At 32.4% G+C, this 18,932-nt stretch carries 17 protein-coding genes and 1 tRNA gene; 11 read left to right on the top strand and 7 right to left on the bottom strand.

All coding sequences use genetic code 11. The features are described 5' to 3' along the window. Positions 1-155 precede the first annotated feature (155 nt). From ACFX5E_RS05305 to ACFX5E_RS05265, 9 genes are all read left to right on the top strand, one after another. Positions 156-1,523, top strand: a complete 1,368-nt coding sequence (locus tag ACFX5E_RS05305) for a saccharopine dehydrogenase family protein (RefSeq protein WP_379854142.1) — start codon at positions 156-158, stop codon at positions 1,521-1,523. Between the two features lie 407 nt (positions 1,524-1,930). Beyond that, on the top strand, positions 1,931-2,383 hold the full coding sequence (locus ACFX5E_RS05300; RefSeq protein WP_379854141.1) for a hypothetical protein: 453 nt from the start codon (positions 1,931-1,933) through the stop codon (positions 2,381-2,383). 6 nt (positions 2,384-2,389) lie between these two features. After that, positions 2,390-2,950, top strand: coding sequence for a hypothetical protein (locus ACFX5E_RS05295; protein WP_379854140.1), 561 nt, complete (start codon positions 2,390-2,392; stop codon positions 2,948-2,950). Between the two features lie 208 nt (positions 2,951-3,158). Continuing rightward, positions 3,159-3,881 carry a hypothetical protein gene (locus tag ACFX5E_RS05290; protein WP_379854139.1) on the top strand — a complete coding sequence of 241 codons (723 nt, stop codon included), beginning with the start codon at positions 3,159-3,161 and terminating at the stop codon, positions 3,879-3,881. A gap of 258 nt (positions 3,882-4,139) precedes the next feature. Then, positions 4,140-4,994: a carboxypeptidase-like regulatory domain-containing protein gene (locus tag ACFX5E_RS05285; protein ID WP_379854138.1), complete on the top strand. Its 855-nt coding sequence runs from the start codon at positions 4,140-4,142 to the stop codon at positions 4,992-4,994. Between the two features lie 37 nt (positions 4,995-5,031). Further along, complete coding sequence (locus tag ACFX5E_RS05280; protein ID WP_379854137.1) at positions 5,032-5,916, top strand: clan AA aspartic protease; 885 nt, start codon at positions 5,032-5,034, stop codon at positions 5,914-5,916. Positions 5,917-6,359: 443 nt separating this feature from the next. Beyond that, entirely contained in the window at positions 6,360-6,644 is a 285-nt protein-coding gene (locus ACFX5E_RS05275) for a hypothetical protein (RefSeq protein WP_379854136.1), read from the top strand. 204 nt (positions 6,645-6,848) lie between these two features. After that, entirely contained in the window at positions 6,849-7,589 is a 741-nt protein-coding gene (locus ACFX5E_RS05270) for a LytTR family transcriptional regulator DNA-binding domain-containing protein (RefSeq protein ID WP_379854135.1), read from the top strand. Between the two features lie 104 nt (positions 7,590-7,693). Continuing rightward, the gene (locus ACFX5E_RS05265; protein WP_379854134.1) at positions 7,694-9,214 is read left to right on the top strand and encodes an amidohydrolase family protein; all 1,521 of its coding nucleotides are present in this window, start codon (positions 7,694-7,696) and stop codon (positions 9,212-9,214) included. A 248-nt stretch (positions 9,215-9,462) separates the two neighbouring features. Here ACFX5E_RS05265 and ACFX5E_RS05260 read toward each other — a convergent pair whose 3' ends face one another. Together ACFX5E_RS05260 and ACFX5E_RS05255 are read right to left on the bottom strand one after the other, a co-directional pair. Then, positions 9,463-9,891: a hypothetical protein gene (locus ACFX5E_RS05260; protein WP_379854133.1), complete on the bottom strand. Its 429-nt coding sequence runs from the start codon at positions 9,889-9,891 to the stop codon at positions 9,463-9,465. A gap of 349 nt (positions 9,892-10,240) precedes the next feature. Beyond that, the gene (locus ACFX5E_RS05255; protein ID WP_379854132.1) at positions 10,241-11,629 is read right to left on the bottom strand and encodes a dipeptidase; all 1,389 of its coding nucleotides are present in this window, start codon (positions 11,627-11,629) and stop codon (positions 10,241-10,243) included. A gap of 105 nt (positions 11,630-11,734) precedes the next feature. Between ACFX5E_RS05255 and ACFX5E_RS05250 the strand changes: the two genes are divergently transcribed. Further along, positions 11,735-11,816, top strand: a tRNA-Leu gene (locus tag ACFX5E_RS05250). 315 nt (positions 11,817-12,131) lie between these two features. Here the strand turns inward: ACFX5E_RS05250 and ACFX5E_RS05245 are convergent. Both ACFX5E_RS05245 and ACFX5E_RS05240 read right to left on the bottom strand, forming a co-directional pair. Further along, a complete protein-coding gene (locus ACFX5E_RS05245; protein ID WP_379854131.1) occupies positions 12,132-12,560 on the bottom strand; it encodes a DUF1810 domain-containing protein in 429 nt (142 codons plus the stop codon). A 59-nt stretch (positions 12,561-12,619) separates the two neighbouring features. Continuing rightward, a complete protein-coding gene (locus ACFX5E_RS05240; protein WP_379854130.1) occupies positions 12,620-13,138 on the bottom strand; it encodes a hypothetical protein in 519 nt (172 codons plus the stop codon). A gap of 428 nt (positions 13,139-13,566) precedes the next feature. Here ACFX5E_RS05240 and ACFX5E_RS05235 point away from each other — a divergent pair, with 428 nt between their 5' ends. After that, on the top strand, positions 13,567-15,015 hold the full coding sequence (locus ACFX5E_RS05235; RefSeq protein ID WP_379854129.1) for an amino acid permease: 1,449 nt from the start codon (positions 13,567-13,569) through the stop codon (positions 15,013-15,015). A gap of 269 nt (positions 15,016-15,284) precedes the next feature. Here the strand turns inward: ACFX5E_RS05235 and ACFX5E_RS05230 are convergent, their stop codons facing one another. From ACFX5E_RS05230 to ACFX5E_RS05220, 3 genes are all read right to left on the bottom strand, one after another. Then, entirely contained in the window at positions 15,285-17,048 is a 1,764-nt protein-coding gene (locus tag ACFX5E_RS05230) for a DUF885 domain-containing protein (protein ID WP_379854128.1), read from the bottom strand. 198 nt (positions 17,049-17,246) lie between these two features. Further along, positions 17,247-17,609, bottom strand: a complete 363-nt coding sequence (locus ACFX5E_RS05225) for a nuclear transport factor 2 family protein (protein ID WP_379854127.1) — start codon at positions 17,607-17,609, stop codon at positions 17,247-17,249. Between the two features lie 85 nt (positions 17,610-17,694). Continuing rightward, positions 17,695-18,603 carry a pseudouridine synthase gene (locus ACFX5E_RS05220; protein ID WP_379854126.1) on the bottom strand — a complete coding sequence of 303 codons (909 nt, stop codon included), beginning with the start codon at positions 18,601-18,603 and terminating at the stop codon, positions 17,695-17,697. Between the last annotated feature and the right edge of the window lie 329 nt (positions 18,604-18,932).

Raw genomic sequence — 18,932 nt, 5'->3', positions numbered from 1 at the left:
AAGGAATTCAGAAGATACTTTGCACAAAGTGGCATTATACAGATTTATATTTTTCAGGGTTATTTATTTTTAGCTTTTTATTATTTTGAAATTTTATTCGAGCTATTTGTTATAAATACAACAATTTTGTATGTTTGTGTTATAATTATAAAAAAATGAGAACAATACTTATCATTGGTGCAGGAAGATCGGCTTCGTCGCTGATACACTATCTTCTGGATAAATCAGAAAAAGAGAATTTGCATCTAGTTATTGGCGATTTATCATTGGCATTGGCTCAAAAGAAAACCAATAATCACCCCAATGCTACAGCAATAGCTCTTGATATTTATGATAAAGATCAAAGGCAAATAGCGATACAACAAGCGGATATCGTTATTTCGATGTTACCGGCTCACTTGCATATTGAGGTTGCCAGAGATTGTATTGTTTATAAAAAAAGTATGGTTACCGCTTCCTATGTCAGTGATGCCATGCAAGAATTAGACGCTGCTGCAAAAGAAAACAATCTTATTTTCATGAATGAGATTGGCTTAGATCCGGGAATTGACCACATGAGCGCCATGAAAGTCATTGATGAAATTGGTGATAAAGGAGGAAAAATGCTTTTGTTTGAATCCTTTTGTGGCGGACTTGTAGCGCCTGAATCAGACACGAATCTTTGGAATTATAAATTCACATGGGCTCCCCGCAACGTGGTTCTTGCCGGTCAAGGCGGTGCTGCCAAGTTTATTCAGGAAGGAGCGTATAAATACATTCCGTATTGTAATTTGTTTAGAAGAACAGAATTTTTGGACGTGGAAGGCTACGGTAGATTTGAAGCGTATTCGAATAGGGATTCGCTAAAATACAGAAGTGTATATGGCTTAGACGATGTTCTTACCTTATATAGAGGAACAATCCGTCGGGTTGGGTTTTCAAAAGCGTGGAATATGTTTGTGCAATTGGGAATGACGGATGACAGTTACGTTATGGAAGATTCTGAAAACATGAGCTACCGCAAATTTGTTAATTCTTTTTTGCCTTACCATCCAACGGATTCTGTTGAAATAAAAGTTCGACTGATTCTAAAAATTGACCAAGATGATATTATGTGGGATAAATTAGTGGAGCTGGATTTATTCAGCCACAAAAAAATTGTTGGACTTAAAAATGCCACTCCAGCACGAATCCTGGAAAAAATATTGAGCGATAGTTGGACGCTTCAGCCCGAAGATAAAGATATGATTGTGATGTACCATAAATTCGGATACGAGTTATATGGTGAAAAAAAGCAAATAGATTCCAAAATGGTGTGCATAGGAGAAGATCAAACCTATACCGCCATGGCAAAAACGGTAGGTTTGCCAGTTGCAATGGCAACATTACTAATCCTAAATGGTAAGATTACCACGCCGGGAGTACAGCTTCCAATTCGTAAAGAAGTGTATTTACCTATTTTGAAAGAATTAGAAGAATATGGGGTTGTTTTCAAAGAACAAGCCATGCCTTATTTAGGATATAATCCGTTAAAAGTTTTTTAGTTAATAGTTTTAGATTGTAGTTTGAATCCGCTTCTCTTGATAAAAGTCTAGAGTTGCGGATTTTTTTATACACTTCGCTTATTGAATACCTTTTTTTGGGCGTGACCCTGCAGATTGTTTCGTCGTTCCTCCTCACAACTTCGGGTCGGGCTGTTCGCTGCAATCTTTATGTTTTTAAAGAAAAAACATAAAGGATTTTCGCTGCTATCCCTCACGCAAAGCATTCCATTGATGCGCCGTTTTTTTATAAATTGTAAGAAAATTTAATTATATTTGGAAAACGTAAAGCGAAACAGACCTTGCGCAATCTGCCCAGATTTAGGTGTATATACGAAGGTTTGTGTCGCTTATATACTAGTTAACTGTAATGTTAAAAAAAAAATCCGCTAAAAAAAATCTATTAAAGTATGAAAAATAATATTTTGAAAAATGTAATTATTATAATGTTTATTTTTCCTTTTTTTCTGTTTGGACAAACAAAACAAAATTTATCTAAAAGTAAAAAATACACAAATGTAATAGTGAAAGGGCTTCCAAACGATGCTCTTAATGATTTATTAAATACTTGTGCAATAAGCTGTGAAAATGGAAATGATAATTTAAACGCATTTGCATTATATAAACTTAACCTAAAATGGGGTCAAACAAACAAAGATGCTGCACAAGCTTTTAGGAATTCCAGAAATAACGAACAATTAAGAGATAGAATTTTTTTATTTTTTTATGGAGAAGAAGAGTTTATGAAAATTAATTTTTTAACACTTGGCGTAAGAGCAAAAAACTGTGAAATATTGTCAAAATTTTTGGTCGATAATATAGAAGCTATAAAAGCAAGAAATCTTAAAGCTGAAAATGAATAAATATAAATGAGCGTAAAAAAAGTATTAACCGAAATTAATAAAATACAGCTACAAAATTTCTGTAGTGCATATGAATTTAGAACTAACTCAAAAATAGGAAAAGGCAGAGGAATGTATTGGATTTGGACTGATTTAATATTTGATGAGCTAAAAAAAATAGAAAGTACGCATAATGCCGAAGTTCCAATTAGCAAACTGGTAGAAAACAGAGAAGAATTAAAAAATATTTGTGAAATAAAAAGTAATAGTTTCAGAATAGTATATAATGGAATTGGAGGTTACAAAGGATTAGAATTAAAAAAAGGGCAAACATATAATTTAAGAAGTAGAATAAATCAAGAATTTTTCTCTAATGACTTTAGGACAGGAACATTAAATATTGAAAATAGAAAAAACTTCAATATTTCCAATTGGGGTGTTTCATTTTTTAATTTTGATGAAAATAAAGGTCTTTTTTCTGAATTTTTAAAATCCACAGAAATAACAAACTATTACGAAGAATATGCTAATATGTTAGAAATGAACTGGAGAATTGAATTTGGACATCCGATACTAAACAGATTTTAAATAAATTTTTAAAGACAAATCAAAGAAAAACACTACAGTTAACAGCCGTTTTGATATAGTGGGGTTTCGGTTATAAACTGAAACGTTGTTTTGTACTTGTAAAATTCAGTCATCAACTGAAAGTTTGGGCTTATTTTATCCCCACCATCTCAAAGCGGCGGGACGTTAAGCTTCAGTTGACGAGAAACGAAATAGAAAAGCAATTAATATGATAGAAAATTTACTAAATTTCATCACAATAACTTTTGCAATTACAACAATTGCAACATTGTTACTTTTTTATTGGACAATAAAAAACTCAAGTTCTGAAAATATCCGAAATAAATCGAAACTGATTTTGTTTGGGCTAACCATTTGGCTGATAATTCAAGCAATTTTAACTTTGAAAAACGTTTATAATTCTGAAACTAATTCTATTCCACCTAAAATTTTAATCTTTGGAATTGCACCAACAATTTTGACAATTATTTTACTTTTTGCGACAAAAAAAGGAAAAGAATTTATTGACAGTTTGGATTTGATTAAATTAACCTACATAAATAGCATAAGAATTCCAGTCGAAATTGTTTTATTTTGGTTGTTTACGAGTAAAGTTATTCCAGAACTTATGACTTTTGAAGGTAGAAATTTTGACATAATCGCAGGAATTACCGCTCCATTTATTGCATATTATGGAATCCAAAATGGAAAGCTAAGTCGAAATGGAATCTTAATTTGGAACTTTATTTGTCTTGGACTTTTGCTAAATATTGTCATAAACGCATTCTTATCGACTCCATCTCCGTTTCAAAAATTCGCATTTGAACAACCGAATATTGCAATGCTAAATTTTCCATTTAGTTGGTTGCCAACATTTATAGTTCCGATTATTATGTTTTGTCATTTAGCATCAATAAGAAATCTCATTAAAAATATGAGAAACGAAAACTGAAAAATTAAATTTGAAAGAATAATAAATAAACAACCGCACGTATAATAGCAGTTTGCAAAAATGGCAGGATTGCTGTTTAATTGAAAGATTGTTCCTGTTTAGGAATGATGGTTTTTTAATTTAAAGATGGGGATTTATTCCCCTGCCACTTCGCAAATACGCAAAACGTTGTATGCCATTTTATGAATTAGGAGAATTCAATAACTTGATGTAACAAAAATAAAATTTATTCGTCTTAAATTTAAACTTATAAAAAAAATGAAAATATATTTTACCTCTAAATTACTATTTATTGCTTGTTTACTTTTAGCTTCTTCAACTTTTGCTCAAATAAAAGGAAAATGTGTAGACCAATACGGAAAAGGAATTCCATACGTAAATATATCGATTAAAGAAAAATCTATTGGAACAGTAAGCAATTTGAATGGAGACTTTTTTATTGAAAATTCATCTATAAAAGAAAATGATGCAATAATTTTTTCACATTTGAATTTTGAAAAAAAGACAATTGAAATCCCTATAAAAACAAACGAAATTCAACTCGTCACTAAAATGGAGAGTTTAAAAGAAGTTGTCGTATCAAATAGAAAAAGAAAATTTAAAGAAAAAATTGTTGGAACTAAAACAGAAACTGACAATGTTGTGACTTGCTTTACTTCAAATAATTTAGGTACAGAAATAGGCAAAATAATTACGGTAAAAAAGAATAAAGTTTATGATTTAAAAAGTGTTCAGTTTAATATTCCTGACTTTGAATACAAATCTGTAACTTTTAGAATCAATTTTTATGAAATTAAAAATGACACTATTAGTTTTATAAAAGAAAATGGAAAGGATAATATTATTAAAATCACCAAAAGCGGTATGGTAAAGTTTGATCTAACAAATCAGTATTTATCATTTGAAAATGACTTTTTGGTAGCGATTGAATGGATTGATTTTGAAAACAACGGAAATATTAAAAATGAATACAATACAATTAAATTTTCTTCAACTGTTTTCAGTGGTCCTTATGTTTCCAGAGACAACATTAATCTTGAATGGCAAAATAAAAAATTAATTATGAATGTAGGAGTTGGAATTCATTTAAAAGTGAATGAGTATTCCAACTAGAACTATTGACAAGGATTGAATGAAAATTATACAAAAAATGAAAATAACCTTTTTACTTGCTTTTTTAATTATTTCTATAAACGGTTCTGCTCAAAAATTAGAAATAAGAGACACAATTGCAATGACAATAAACGAACAAAACACAATTTTTGTGAAAGCTGTTTTTAATGAAAAAGACACTTTAAATTTAAATTTTGATACGGGAACAACCGAATTAGTTTTATTAAATGATATCTTAAAGAATAAACTTAAATCGACAACTGAACTTTACAGCAAATTTTATAATTTAAAAATTGGAAAAACAAATTACAAAACTAAAGTATACGACGCTGAATTATCAGGACACGGAACAGACGGAAGATTTGGTTGGGACTTTTTCAAAGACAAAATTGTTGAACTAAATTATGACAATAACGCTATGATTATTCACTCTGAATTACCAAAACATGTAACATTAGACAGCAAATTCGCTATACTTAAAATGGAATTCTGGAAAGACTTGTTTTTAATTTCAAGTAAAATTAAACAAAATGGCGTCACTAATAAAGATCTTTTTCTATTTGATATTGGTTATCAAAGAACCGCAATGTTAGATAGGGATTTATTAAAACAAGGGAAGTTTCCAACCGAGAAAATGGAAATCGTAAACAAAGTAATAATGAAAGGCGCTCAAGGAAATGAAATTCCAGTCATTACTTCCAATTTAAAAGTTCTGAAAATTGGAAATTATAAACTAAAGAATGTTCCTGTTCAACAATTAACGACAAGTAAACCTTTGAAAAATAAAAACATTCATATTTTAGGTAATGAAGTTTTAAAAAGATTTAACATATTTCTAGATTTTAAAAAAAATATTGTTTATCTAAAACCAAATCATTTATTTAACGACAAATACACTGACCAAAAGACAAACGGTATATAACTGCCGTTTGGAAATATTGCCGGATTGGGCTTAATTTAAAGATGGTTTTGTATTTGGGAATATAGCGATTAACCGAAGTATTAGGATTATTAGCCCCGACCGTCGCCTACTAGCCAAACGTTGTGTGATATCGCTGAAAAAATAGTAGCTAATCAACAACTTTTTAAAAGACTACTGATAAAATAGTTTATTATGTACCAAAATATTATTTTTGAAAATAAATAGTAACTATAAATGGAAAAGATAAAGTTTATTGACCTTTTGCGGAATAGGTGGTTTTGTACTTGCATAGTCAGTTTATAACCGGAAGTTTAGGCTTTTTTCTCCGCCTTATCGCTAGGCGACAAAACGGTATCGTGCAACCGAACTAAATATTAAATACAGCAACTAGAAATAGGAATTAAGTAATGTTGCGAAGCTAAATAGAAACACCCACAGACAAAATGAATCAACAAAAAATCGAACAAATTAAGTCCATATTAAAGTACTGGAATCCTCTGGGAAATGCTGAACATAGTATTCCCGATTTAAATGACTACGAAACGGAAGTTGACGATATTATTTTTAGTCTTGAAATAGATTATGACTTTCCAGAAAAAAGTGTTACCAAAAATCAGTTGTCTAAAATTGTTAAAGAAGTGTTGAATCAAGCTTTTGAATTGCACTTAACGAACGCAGAATGTGATGCTCCTTCTGAAGAAATATTGAAGATTCTGAACGATAAATGAAAGCAAGCAACATAACAGCTGAGAACGTCAAACTGTTTAAAAGTCTCAATTTTGAGTTTTTGTTGTCGGACTCCTATCTTTGAAAAATCTCAAATATGGAATTGTCAGAGACTTGTTTTAGGTTTTTAGACAAACTGACGTTGGCAGAAATGCAACCAAAAAACTAACAACAACCAATTATTTAATTATCTCTTTTTATACAAAATGAAAAAAATAAATGCTTCGATAAACCATCAGTTACTAATCGGAATTTTTATCAGTTTTTGGTTTTTCATTTTCGCTTATTTTATCAAACCTTTCGATGATGGAACAATAAATTCAAGACAATGGATTCTTATAAGTGTTGGATTTAGTCTTATTTCATTTCTATGCTATGGACTAATAGCTATAATTCAAAAAAGTGTCTATCAAAAAGTATTAAAATGGAATATTGGTTTTGAGATAATTATCCTTCTACTTTTCCATTTCCTTTTTTTAGTAATAACCTATTCCTATTACAAAAGTCGCATTCTAAATGGAGGATTCGGTTTTTTGGAATTTTTACAAGTAATTATTCTTAAATCTGCTTTGATTTCAACTCCAATTATAGTTTTAGCAAGGATATATTCTGTTAAGTTAATTCCAATACAAGACGAAAATATTGTTATTAGAGGAGAAAACAAGTTAGACATTTTAAAAATAAGAAAAAAGGACTTGGTTTGTGTCTCTAATTCACAAAATTATGTAGAAATTTTCTTTCTAGTTGAAAGTCAAATAAAGACAAAATTAATTCGAAGTACACTTAAAAAAATCCATAAAGATTTCGATTTTTTAGTTCAAATCCATCGTTCCCATTTAATAAATCCAAGTCATTTTAAAGCTTGGAAAAATCAAGACACCATATTTCTGACTCAAATTGAACTGCCTGTTTCTAAAAATTTTAAGGAGCTTTTATTGTCCTTATAATTTTTGTACCTAAAACGACATATTTCATACCTAATCCCTCATTACAGCCTATACTGCAGTGGTTTTTCAATTATTTTTGCCTCTCAAATCAAAGTAATAAATTTATGAAAAAAATGAGATTTAGGAAATTGCTGTACGTCGTTATGGCATTATTAGGTATTTCTTTTTGTGTGTTTTTGTGGTCGGATAACGAATTAAATACCGTTTTGGGTAAATCGACAAAAGTTATTGATATTTCTTCAATTGTTAAACCATCTGAAATAATTCAAATAAAAAATGCCAATGTACTTTCAGAAGATTGTACTTATTTTATTAAAAATCAAGATGTAATTATTAAAAATGGAAAGATATTTAATTTAGGAAAAAATCAACTTCTAGATAACTCCTCAACCATTATTGATGGAACAAACAAATATTTAATTCCTGGTCTTATTGATTCTCACGTACATTTAAAAGAAAGTAAGAACGATTTATTTTTATATTTAGTTAATGGTGTTACCTATGTCAGAGAAATGGCTGGAAGGCCTATAGCTTTAGAATGGAAAAAAGCAATACAAAAAAACGGAATTGGGCCACGAATGTTTATCACATCTCCTCCAATATATAGTGAGAGTGGATTATCAGGTTATTATTATAGTTGGACAAGACAGTCCGTCAATTATTCAACAAATGAGGATGCTGAAAAGGAGATAAAGAAAATAAAAAAACAAGGTTATGATGCTGTAAAAATGTATGGTTTTGTTAATCCGGAAATGTTTAAAACAACAATCGAGCTTGCCAAAAAGTACAACATCCCTGTTGTTGGTCATATCCCTTTAGTTAATTTAAAAACTTTTTATCAATCAGGTCAAAAAGAGATTGCTCATATTGAAGAAATAACCAAAAAAAATATGGATGATTTCGGAAAATCAATTTCTAAAAATCCAAAAGAATACATCAATTATTTAAAGGCACATTCAGACCAAATTGCAAAAAAACTAAAAGAGAACAATATTTGTGTAACTTCTACTATTTCGTTAATTGAAAGTTTACCAAAACAAAGATTTGCCTTAAAATCTAAACTTAAAGAAATAGAATTAAAATATGCCAATCCTAAAATTATTGAAGGAACTCCACTTTACAAATTGGGCTGGTTGCCTGGTAAAAACGGATATGAATATGACGGAGAAGAAGAATCTGAAGCAAAAAAAATATCGTTAACTTTTTGGAAAACTTATGCAGAAGCGATTCATATTATGACAAAGGCATTGGTTGATAATAAAGTTACAATTATGGCAGGAACAGATGCTAATGTAGCAACTGTTGTTCCAGGATTTTCACTTCATGATGAATTACAATCATTATCACAATCTGGAATGACAAACTCACAAGCACTTTATTCGGCAACCGTTGCACCAAGTAGCTGGATGAAAAGCAATACAGGGAAAATTAAAATAGGATATAATTCAGATTTAGTGCTACTTGCAAAAAATCCACTAGATGATATTAAAAACACAAAGACTATAGAATATGTGTTTTTTGATAAAACAATGATTGATAAGATTCAAATCTCAACTATTCTGAAAGCAATAGAGGAAGCGAATAATGAAAATAGAAATATAAAAATTGACGAATATATTAAGTAAAAAATGTACTATCTGCCAATACTTGCTACTAGTGATTTGGGCAATTGGCTTAATTTGAGAATTGGTTTGTATTATGTAAATGTGTCGAATCCGAAATTAGGCCTAAATTTAATCACAAACCACCTAAATCGATAAAATGCTAATTTTATAAATCCGCTTCTTTCGAAGCGGATTTTTTTGTCTCACTGAAAATTATTTGAACTGCTATCCATTATTTGTTGTTGTAAATTAGCGAGTTGCGATATTTTTTAATTTTTTACGATCGTTTCCGTAACGAGATTGCCTTTTTCATAAAAACGCTTTAGTACTAGTTTTCCTTTCTCGTTATAAAAGTTCCAGTTGCCGCTATAATACCAGTGGGCATATTGTGTGCTGTTGTCTAATGCTGTTTTTCCTTTAGATTGAATTTTTCCATTTAGATGGTAAATGCGGGTAAAACAGTGTTTTTGCTTGTACTTTTCCCTCTTAATTAGTATAGAATTTTGGTTATATCTCCACTTTTTAATGGGATCATCATTTTTATATTTCCCAATGGATTTATATTGTGTGCTATCTTGCGAATATTTTTCTATCCAAAGTCCCTCTTTTCTTTTATCTATTTTTTGATTTATTAAGCTCGTTTTACATGAGGATAAACTCAAAATTATAAAACTTAAAAGCAACGCTAATTTTCTCATTTTTTGACAATTTTATTCTGCAAAATAAGATATTATCCTACTAATTAAAAGTTTTTTTACAAATAGCCAAACTTATTTCAAAATAATTGTCTCCCAAACGCCAGAAGGTTGAACTTCCTTTAGAATTGTAAAAGATCTTTATAAAAAAGTGCCCGCGTTAAGGGTTGCAGCGGAAATCCTTTTTATGCGCCCGTTTGGCGGATAAAAAGATTGCAGCGGAAAACCTGACCTTGTTGCTTGCAGCATCATGAATTTTTATGAGAATTGCTGCAACAAGGAAACGCCCAAATAAAAAAGTCCGTTTATTCTAAGAAGAACAAGCGGACTTTTAAAGCGAGTTTGAGAATTTTTATTTACTCAATTCCACAAAATATTTATAAAACAACGGAATGGTTTCGATTCCCTTTAGGTAATTGAATATTCCAAAATGCTCATTTGGCGAGTGAATGGCGTCACTGTCTAAGCCAAATCCCATTAAAATTGTTTTGCTTTTTAGTTCTTTTTCGAATAGCGCCACGATAGGAATGCTTCCTCCAGAGCGTACAGGAATTGCGGGTACTCCAAAAGTTTCTGTATAAGCCATATTCGCCGCTTTGTAGCCAATGCTGTCAATTGGGGTAACGTATCCTTGTCCGCCATGATGCGGTTTTACTTTTACGGTAACGCCAGCAGGAGCAATGCTTGTAAAATGGTTAGTGAACAATTCAGTGATGTGTTCCCATTCTTGATTAGGCACTAAACGCATCGATATTTTTGCAAAAGCTTTGCTAGCAATGACGGTTTTTGCGCCTTCGCCAGTATAGCCACCCCAAATTCCGTTTACATCAAGCGTAGGACGAATTGAGTTTCGCTCATTAGTCACATAGCCGCTTTCGCCATAAACATCATTTAAGTCCAATGCTTTTTTATAATTGTTTAAATTGAAAGGCGCTTTTGCCATTTCAGCTCGTTCTTCCAGCGATAATTCTTCGACATTATCATAGAATCCTGGAATAGTGATTTGATTGTTTTCGTCATGCAGTGAGGCAATCATTTTGGCTAGAATATTGATTGGATTCGCAACTGCTCCACCATACAAACCCGAGTGTAAATCGCGGTTTGGCCCAGTAACTTCTACTTCCACATAACTCAATCCACGAAGACCTGTTGTGATGGACGGTTGCTGATTTGAGATCATTCCAGTATCTGAAATTAAAATCACATCATTTTTAAGCTTTTCCACATTGTTTTCAACGAAAATTTTCAGGTTCACACTTCCTACTTCTTCTTCGCCTTCAATCATGAACTTTACATTACACGGCAAAGTATTGCTTTGAATCATATATTCAAAAGCTTTGACATGCATATACATTTGGCCTTTATCATCGCAAGCGCCACGGGCAAAAATTGCTCCGTCGGGATGAATTTCAGTTTTCTTGATTATTGGTTCGAATGGAGGCGAAGTCCAAAGTTCGATAGGATCCGGCGGTTGAACGTCATAATGACCGTACACAAGAACCGTTGGCAAACTTGGATCAATTATTTTTTCACCGTAAACGATTGGGTATCCCGCCGTCTCACAAATTTCGACAGTGTCGCAACCTGCTTTTTCCAAACTTATTTTTACGGCAGCAGCGGTATCGATAACATCTTGGCAATAAGCGGTGTCAGCGCTTACCGATGGGATTTTCAATAATTCAATTAATTCGTTTATAAAACGATCTTTATGTTGTTGAACGTACGATTTTATATTATCCATTACTTTTTTTTTATAATTTCAAAAGTACAAAAAAGAGAATTAATATTTTTTTGATAAATTGCTTTGAAAGTTAGAAGATATGTTTATATTTGCACCCACAATTGCGCGGATATGGTGAAATTGGTAGACATGCCAGACTTAGGATCTGGTGCCGCAAGGCGTGTAGGTTCGAGTCCTATTATCCGCACTTTAAGAGCCCTTTAATCGTTATAAATCAACGGTTAAAGGGTTTTTTATTTTCTAATTCCCCCGTATTTCACCTCAAGTGATTCGTAAATCAAAGTCGTTTTAAAACTTCCGTTATTCTTTTTCTATGATTGTGGATTTCCGCCAAAAGCGGATTGGCTTCTTTAGTAAGTATGGTTTAGGTGTTTTTTATTTCTCCGGATTCTTTTCTAAAGCAAATTTGGTTTGTGGTGTATGGAAGCACATTTTAATTTAAATATTTGGGCCGTGGGCAGTCTCTAAGACTATTGATCAATCGTTACAAAAATTAAGAATGCTATTTTGTTTTAATAAGCTGCAGTGTATTTTCGTCTTCCAATCCTTTGTAATATTTATCTAGCACTTGTTGGAATATTGGATTTGGATTAGTTAAAATGCTAAATAAGGTCATGCAGGACTTCAGTTTTCTTTCATCCGGTTTACCAAATATTTCTAAAGCTGTTTTGCCATTTATTTCAGCTACTGCTTTTGTAATTTCTATCAGTCTTTTTCCTAGAATCGGGTGGTTTAGGTATTGTGTGGCTTCCTCTTTATTTTGGATGGCATAATATATATTGAAGTCAGTGAATCCCAGTCCTGCTATTTGAGGGAAAATAAACCACATCCAATGAGTTCGCTTTTTTCCGTTTTTTATTTCGGATAAGGCATCATTAAATTTTGTTTCTTGGGCTTCTAAAAAACGATTTAAGTTATAGACGGTTTCCATGATTTAGAATTAAGAAATTAATTATAATTTGATTACGATAATTTCTTTTATTGTGGCATTCAGACCACTTCAAAATAAGTTGCTTTTTCTTTGATTGTCTGCAAATACGCTGCTGAAGTTGTATTTTCTACTATATCCAATTCAGGTTCAAAAGTTTCTTTGATGAAATATATTTTATCAGCTCCGAGTTTTTTAAGTTCCTTAAATACGTTAAGATAATAAGGCGCTTCTTTGAATCCATTTGTGTTGAAATTACGGAATGCTTTGTTAAATTCTGTCTCCATCGGAGGAAGTACCTGAATGATGTCGTAGTAGATTAGTTTAGCTTCTTCACCTTGTTCTACTATATAATTGCACTCGGAAGTTTCATCATTTGTCATGTCATAGATGGTTGTTATGTTGCCATTTGAATTTATTTCAACGGTTCCAAATTGTACAAATTCATGTTGACCATTATGGATTTGGTGATAACCATATTCAACGTTACAATCCAAACGGTTAGCGACATCTTTTGCTAAATTTTCAAGACTGGAGCAGTCCAAATTGTGAGTACTAATGATTTTTGATTCTTCATTCATGACTTTAGTATGTCTTTTTATTTTGTTCTACAAAATTACATAAGTCTAAGAGCTTTTAGTGTTAAATGAGGCCAAATAGTTATAAAAGCCCCTGTAAAAAATGCAAGACAGACTTAATTGTAGCTGTATTTTAAACTAAAAACTCCTAGCTGAAGACATAGTAATCTTTTGCGTATTTTAAATGGCAAAAAGGAATGTCAAATAATGGAAAAATGTTGAAATAATTTGGGAATCAAATGCAATACGCAATACATTTGCACCATGAATAAAAAACGAAGTTATAGCATGCTGAATTACCTCTATACAATACTGCTTTGCGGAGCATTATTTATTGCAGAAATGGTTTAATTCTGATGCTATCTAAACATAATAGCAACGAAGCCTTTCTTTTACTGAAAGGCTTTTTTTATATTTAAAACACAAAAATTATGCTTAAAAAATCTATTGACCGTTTAAAATTAGAAGCTGCCGAAAGCGGCAAAGGAACTCTAAAAAGAAGTTTAGGAGCCATTAATTTAGTAGCAATTGGTGTTGGAGTTATTATAGGCGCCGGTTTATTTTCTTTAACAGGAATCGCAGCTGCAAATAATTCGGGACCTGCCGTGATTTTGTCCTTTATTATTGCCGCTGTAGGCTGTGCATTTAGTGCTTTATGCTATGCCGAGTTCGCTTCTATGGTACCCGTTTCAGGAAGTGCCTATACCTATGCTTACGCCACTTTAGGTGAGCTTTTTGCTTGGATTATTGGTTGGGATTTGATACTTGAATACTCTGTCGGGGCCGCTACTGTAGGGATTAGTTGGTCACAATATTTAGTTAAGTTTCTCGAGAAATTTGATATTTTCCTGCCGCCTCAGTTGGTGATGTCTCCTTTTGAAAAAGCCACATTAGCAGACGGCACAATAGTAAACGGATGGTTTAATTTGCCTTCGATTCTAATTATTGCTTTAATAACGGCAATAATTATTCGCGGGACTAAAGGGTCAGCGATATTTAACGTGATCGTTGTTACTTTAAAAGTGGGTGTCGTATTGGTTTTTATAAGTTTGGGCTGGCAATATATTGATGTGGCTAATTACCATCCGTTTATTCCTGAGAATACCGGTGTTTTTGGAGAGTTTGGTTGGTCAGGAGTGTTGCGCGGTGCCGGAGTAGTTTTCTTTGTTTTTATTGGTTTCGACATTGTTGCTACAATGGCGCAAGAAACTAAAAATCCGCAACGAAATATGCCCATTGGAATTCTGGGTTCGTTAATAGTTTGTACTGTTTTGTTTATATTATTTGGATATGTTATGACAGGTCTGGCTAATTATACTGAATTTAAAAATAGTGCTGCGCCAGTTGCAGTTGCTATTGCGCATACTCCTTACAAATGGTTAGCAGTAGCCGTTATTATGGCTATTTTAATTGGATATACATCTGTGATATTAGTTGATTTATTAGGGCAATCTCGTGTGTTTTTTTCTATGAGTAAGGATGGATTGTTGCCTAAAATATTCTCTGATTTGCATCCAAAATTCAACACACCTTTCAAATCAAATATTGTTTTATGTATCTTTATTTGTCTTTTTGCAGGTTTAGTTCCCATTAGTATAGTAGGAGAGATGACCAGTATAGGAACGCTTCTAGCATTTGTTATGGTCTGCCTTGGAATTATTATTTTGCGCAAGCAACAACCGGATATTGAACGACCATTCAAAACCCCATTTGTTCCTTTAATTCCAATTTTGGGAATATTAACTTGCGTGTTAATGATGGTTTCTCTTCCTTTTGATACTTGGTTGCGATTGATTGTTTGGTTGGCTATAGGGTTTGTAATCTACTTTTTTTACGGTAAAAAGAATAGTAAGCTCAGGCGAGAACAAGAAGAAAAGTAATTTGAAGCTATTTTGGAATGTCTTGTTACTGTCTCTTGCAAAATTACATAAGTCTAATTATAATTAATTTTCTAAAATGGAGTTTAATCTTTAAAAAGGACTCAAAAACTCAAAAACTATTTTAATATTCCTGCGGAAGCGTTTTTACATAGTGCGTAATCGTTTGTAAATGAGGAATAAATTTATAAATGAAAACTGGATATACAGTTATTATCCGCATAAAAAAAGCTTCTCAATCGAGAAGCTTTTTTTATACGTATAATTGAAAATTATTTCTCTTCTATCCAAGCATTAATTTTCTTTTCTAATAAAGCCAATGGCATTACTCCAGATTCTAATACTTTTTCGTGGAACTTTTTGATGTCGAATTTGGTTCCCATTTTATCTTGGGCTTTTTTACGCAATTCCATGATTTTCAATTGTCCAATTTTATAAGATAAAGCTTGTCCAGGAATTGCCATATAACGCTCTATTTCAGGAATAATGCTGGCTTCACTTTCAGCTTCGTTTTCTAACGAATACTTAATCGCTTGTTCTCTGGTCCAGCCTTTAGAGTGTAATCCGGTGTCAACAACTAATCGCACCGCTCTATGCATTTCGTTGCCTAACATTCCAAAATATTGATACGGATCTTGATATAATCCAAGTTCTTTCCCTAAACTTTCCGTGTACAAAGCCCAGCCTTCGCCGTAAGCACCAAACCAATTGAATTTCCTGAAATCTGGAAGACTATTGTTTTCTTGTTGCAAGGAAATTTGAAAGTGATGCCCAGGAATGGCTTCATGCAAAAACAAATCTTCATCTCCATAAAGATTATAATTAACTACATCTGGTATTGGTACATAAAAAATACCGGGACGCGAACCATCGGCAGTACCTTGCATATATTCTGCACTGGCGGTTTTTTCTCTAAAAGCTTCCGTTCTTCTGATTTCAAATTTTGTTTTGGGTTGCAACGAAAATAATTTATCCACATTCGGTTTTATTCGGGTATAAATGCTTTGGAAGTTGACAATCACTTCTTCTGGTTTTTTGAAAGGTTTTAATTCCTTTTTGTTTCGAACTTCCTCAAAAAACGCTAGTAAAGTGCCATTAAACCCAACTTGGGTTTTTACTTTTTCCATTTCGGCATGTATTCGCGCTACTTCTTTTAATCCCAATTCATGAATTGCTGATGGAGTCATTTCGGTAGTGGTCCATTGTTTTACATAGGTTGAATATAATTCTTTTCCAAAAGGGAAACTGCCTATTCCACTTGTTGTTCTGGACGAAGGGAGGTATTCGTTTTTTAAGAATTCAGCCATTTTTTTGTGCTGCGGAATCAATTTGTCATTGATTATCGCAGTATATTTTGTCGTCAATTCTTTTTTTACGGCATCAGAGAAAGTAGCGGGCATTAATTTTATAGCCGAATAAAATAAATTATCTTCGATTTTTGGGGTTGCCATTTCTGCAAATTGGGGAATTAACTTTACGGTTAACGCTTTTGGTATAACGATGCCCTGTTTGATTCCTTTTTTCATATAAACCATAGCCGAATCAATCCAAACAGAATATTTGTCCATTCTCTTCAAGAAATTGGTGTAGTCTTTCTCTGTTTTAAACGGCTGTGCACTTGTTCCGCCGGCAAATTGTCCCATGGTCAAGTGTGTTCCCCAAAATTGATGAATTGGCATTAAATTAGTAGGTTGCTTCAGCAAATTTTTGCCTATCTCTACTTCCCATTTAATGATTTCATAACTGTTTTTTTCTTCTTCAGAAAGTTTAGTTTCATCAACAGTTTGAAGCACTTTTTCATATTTATCAAAAAATGCTGCTTGCGATTTTCTGTAATCATCAGTCATGTCAAATTGCAACTGATCATTGTATTCGTTTTGACCATTTTGTGTTGCACTCAAAGGATCCAACACATTTTTATCGTCAAAATAATTTTTTGTCAAGGCACTAAAATCTTCTTTTTTGTCTTTGGATTTACAGTTGACCAGAACTAATGAAATAATTGATGTAATAAAAACAAGGGTTATTTTTCTCATAATGATTGATTGTTAAATAATTGTAGCTAATTTACCAAAAAAAATGAATTATTGGTTAATATATTCCGATCTTATATTGCTCTAATTAGAACTTTTTCCGTTTTCAATCCTTGTCTGCAAAAAAAATCCCATTCAGCTTAAAGCGAATGGGATTTTGATGTTCTATTTTATAGTAAAAACAGAATTGAAATAGAGTGATTATCCATGATATACGCGGGAAGCAATTATTTTATCTTCTTTAATGTCGAGCACTTCTGCAACAAGCATTTCATCTTCTCCGTCAACTGTTCTAAGATATTCCATAAAAACGCGATCACCATTTGCGGTAAGCGATTTTACTTTATAGTTCAAACTAGGCAAACGTTCAAAAGCATCTTGCCACCATTCCCGTAAGCCTTGTTTTCCAGTTACGAAACCATTGGTTTCTGGTTTATGGATTTTTAGTTTCGGACTAAAATGCACGGCCTCATCATCATACAATGACAATAGTTTTTCCAATTCTTTGTTGTTAAAAGTTTCGAACCATTTAAAAGCGATAGACTGTAATTTTTCTGGTGTCATGGTAGTTAGGTTTCTGTTTTTAATTACAAAAATCCCATTTCACTTTATGCGAAAGGGGATTTAATGATATAATTTCAAAGAAATATTAAACGTTCTTCAAATTGATGATTTCTTGATCTGTAAGCAATCTCCAGTTTCCTCTTGGCAAATTTTTCTTGGTCAAGCCAGCAAAAGAAACTCTGTCAATACGCAATACGTCATAACTAAAGTGTTCAAAAATATTACGCACCACTTTTACATTAGACGATCTTAATTGCAACCCAATTTCGCTTTTTGCCTCTCCATCAATGTAACTCACATCTTCCACAAAAACACGGTGTCCGTCAAGAGTCAACCCTTTATTTATTTTTTCTAAATCCTCAAATTTCAGGTTTTTGTCCAATGAAACTTGATAAATTTTAGATGATTTTTGACTTGGTAAAGTAAACTTACGAATCATATCCGTATCGTTTGTGAACAATAACAAACCAGTTGTATTCTTGTCCATTCTCCCAACTGCGCCAATTTTTGCAGTAGTAGAACCTTTCACTAATTCCAATACATTACGATACTCCTGGCCTTCGTCCATGGCGGTCGTAAAGTTTTTTGGTTTGTTTAGTAAGATGTAAACTTTTTTCTCCGGTGTCAAAGTCGAACCGTCAAAATTAACAACATCTCCCGGTTTTACCATATATCCCATTTCGGTAACAGGAATACCGTTTACTTTTACAGTACCGGACTGAATGTAAATATCGGCATCACGACGCGAGCACGCACCAGAATTAGCAATATATTTGTTCAAACGAATTTCGTCTTTTACTTTTGGTCTCTTTGGTGCCTGATTTGGTTTTTTCTCTACTTTATCAGTAGCAACTTCGGCAACTTTAGTAGTTACTTTAACTTTTTTTGGCCCTTGAGCTCGCTTCTGCATGGCAGGTTTTGGCTTATTCGAACTGGGTCTTGAGCTATTTGCTCTAGCGCCACTTTTCTTATTATTGCCCTCCTTGTTATTCATAATATTCCAATAATTTGCGCAAAGATAGTATTTATATAATTGACAAACGATTTTTGACAATTAGAAAACGCTAACTATCTAATTAATAAGCTGATTAAGCAGTGTTGTTTTGGTTTTTTGTAGCTATTTCCCGCTTTCCACTGTATCTTTCTAGTCCTGAACTTGTTTCAGGATCCTGAAACAAGTTCAGGACTAGAAAGGATGCCGTTTTAATCGGGGCTCATATCTTTGACATAGGTTAAAATAATATGAAAATGTATCTTTGAAATATAACAATTAATAAACAAAACGAAATGGCCAAATTCTATCGGGGCGAAATACATCCTTAG

This window comes from Flavobacterium xylosi, from assembly GCF_042787345.1.
GTDB lineage: Bacteria > Bacteroidota > Bacteroidia > Flavobacteriales > Flavobacteriaceae > Flavobacterium > Flavobacterium xylosi.
Note: the sequence above shows the minus strand (reverse complement) of the source record. Positions and strands in the feature narration are given on the sequence as shown.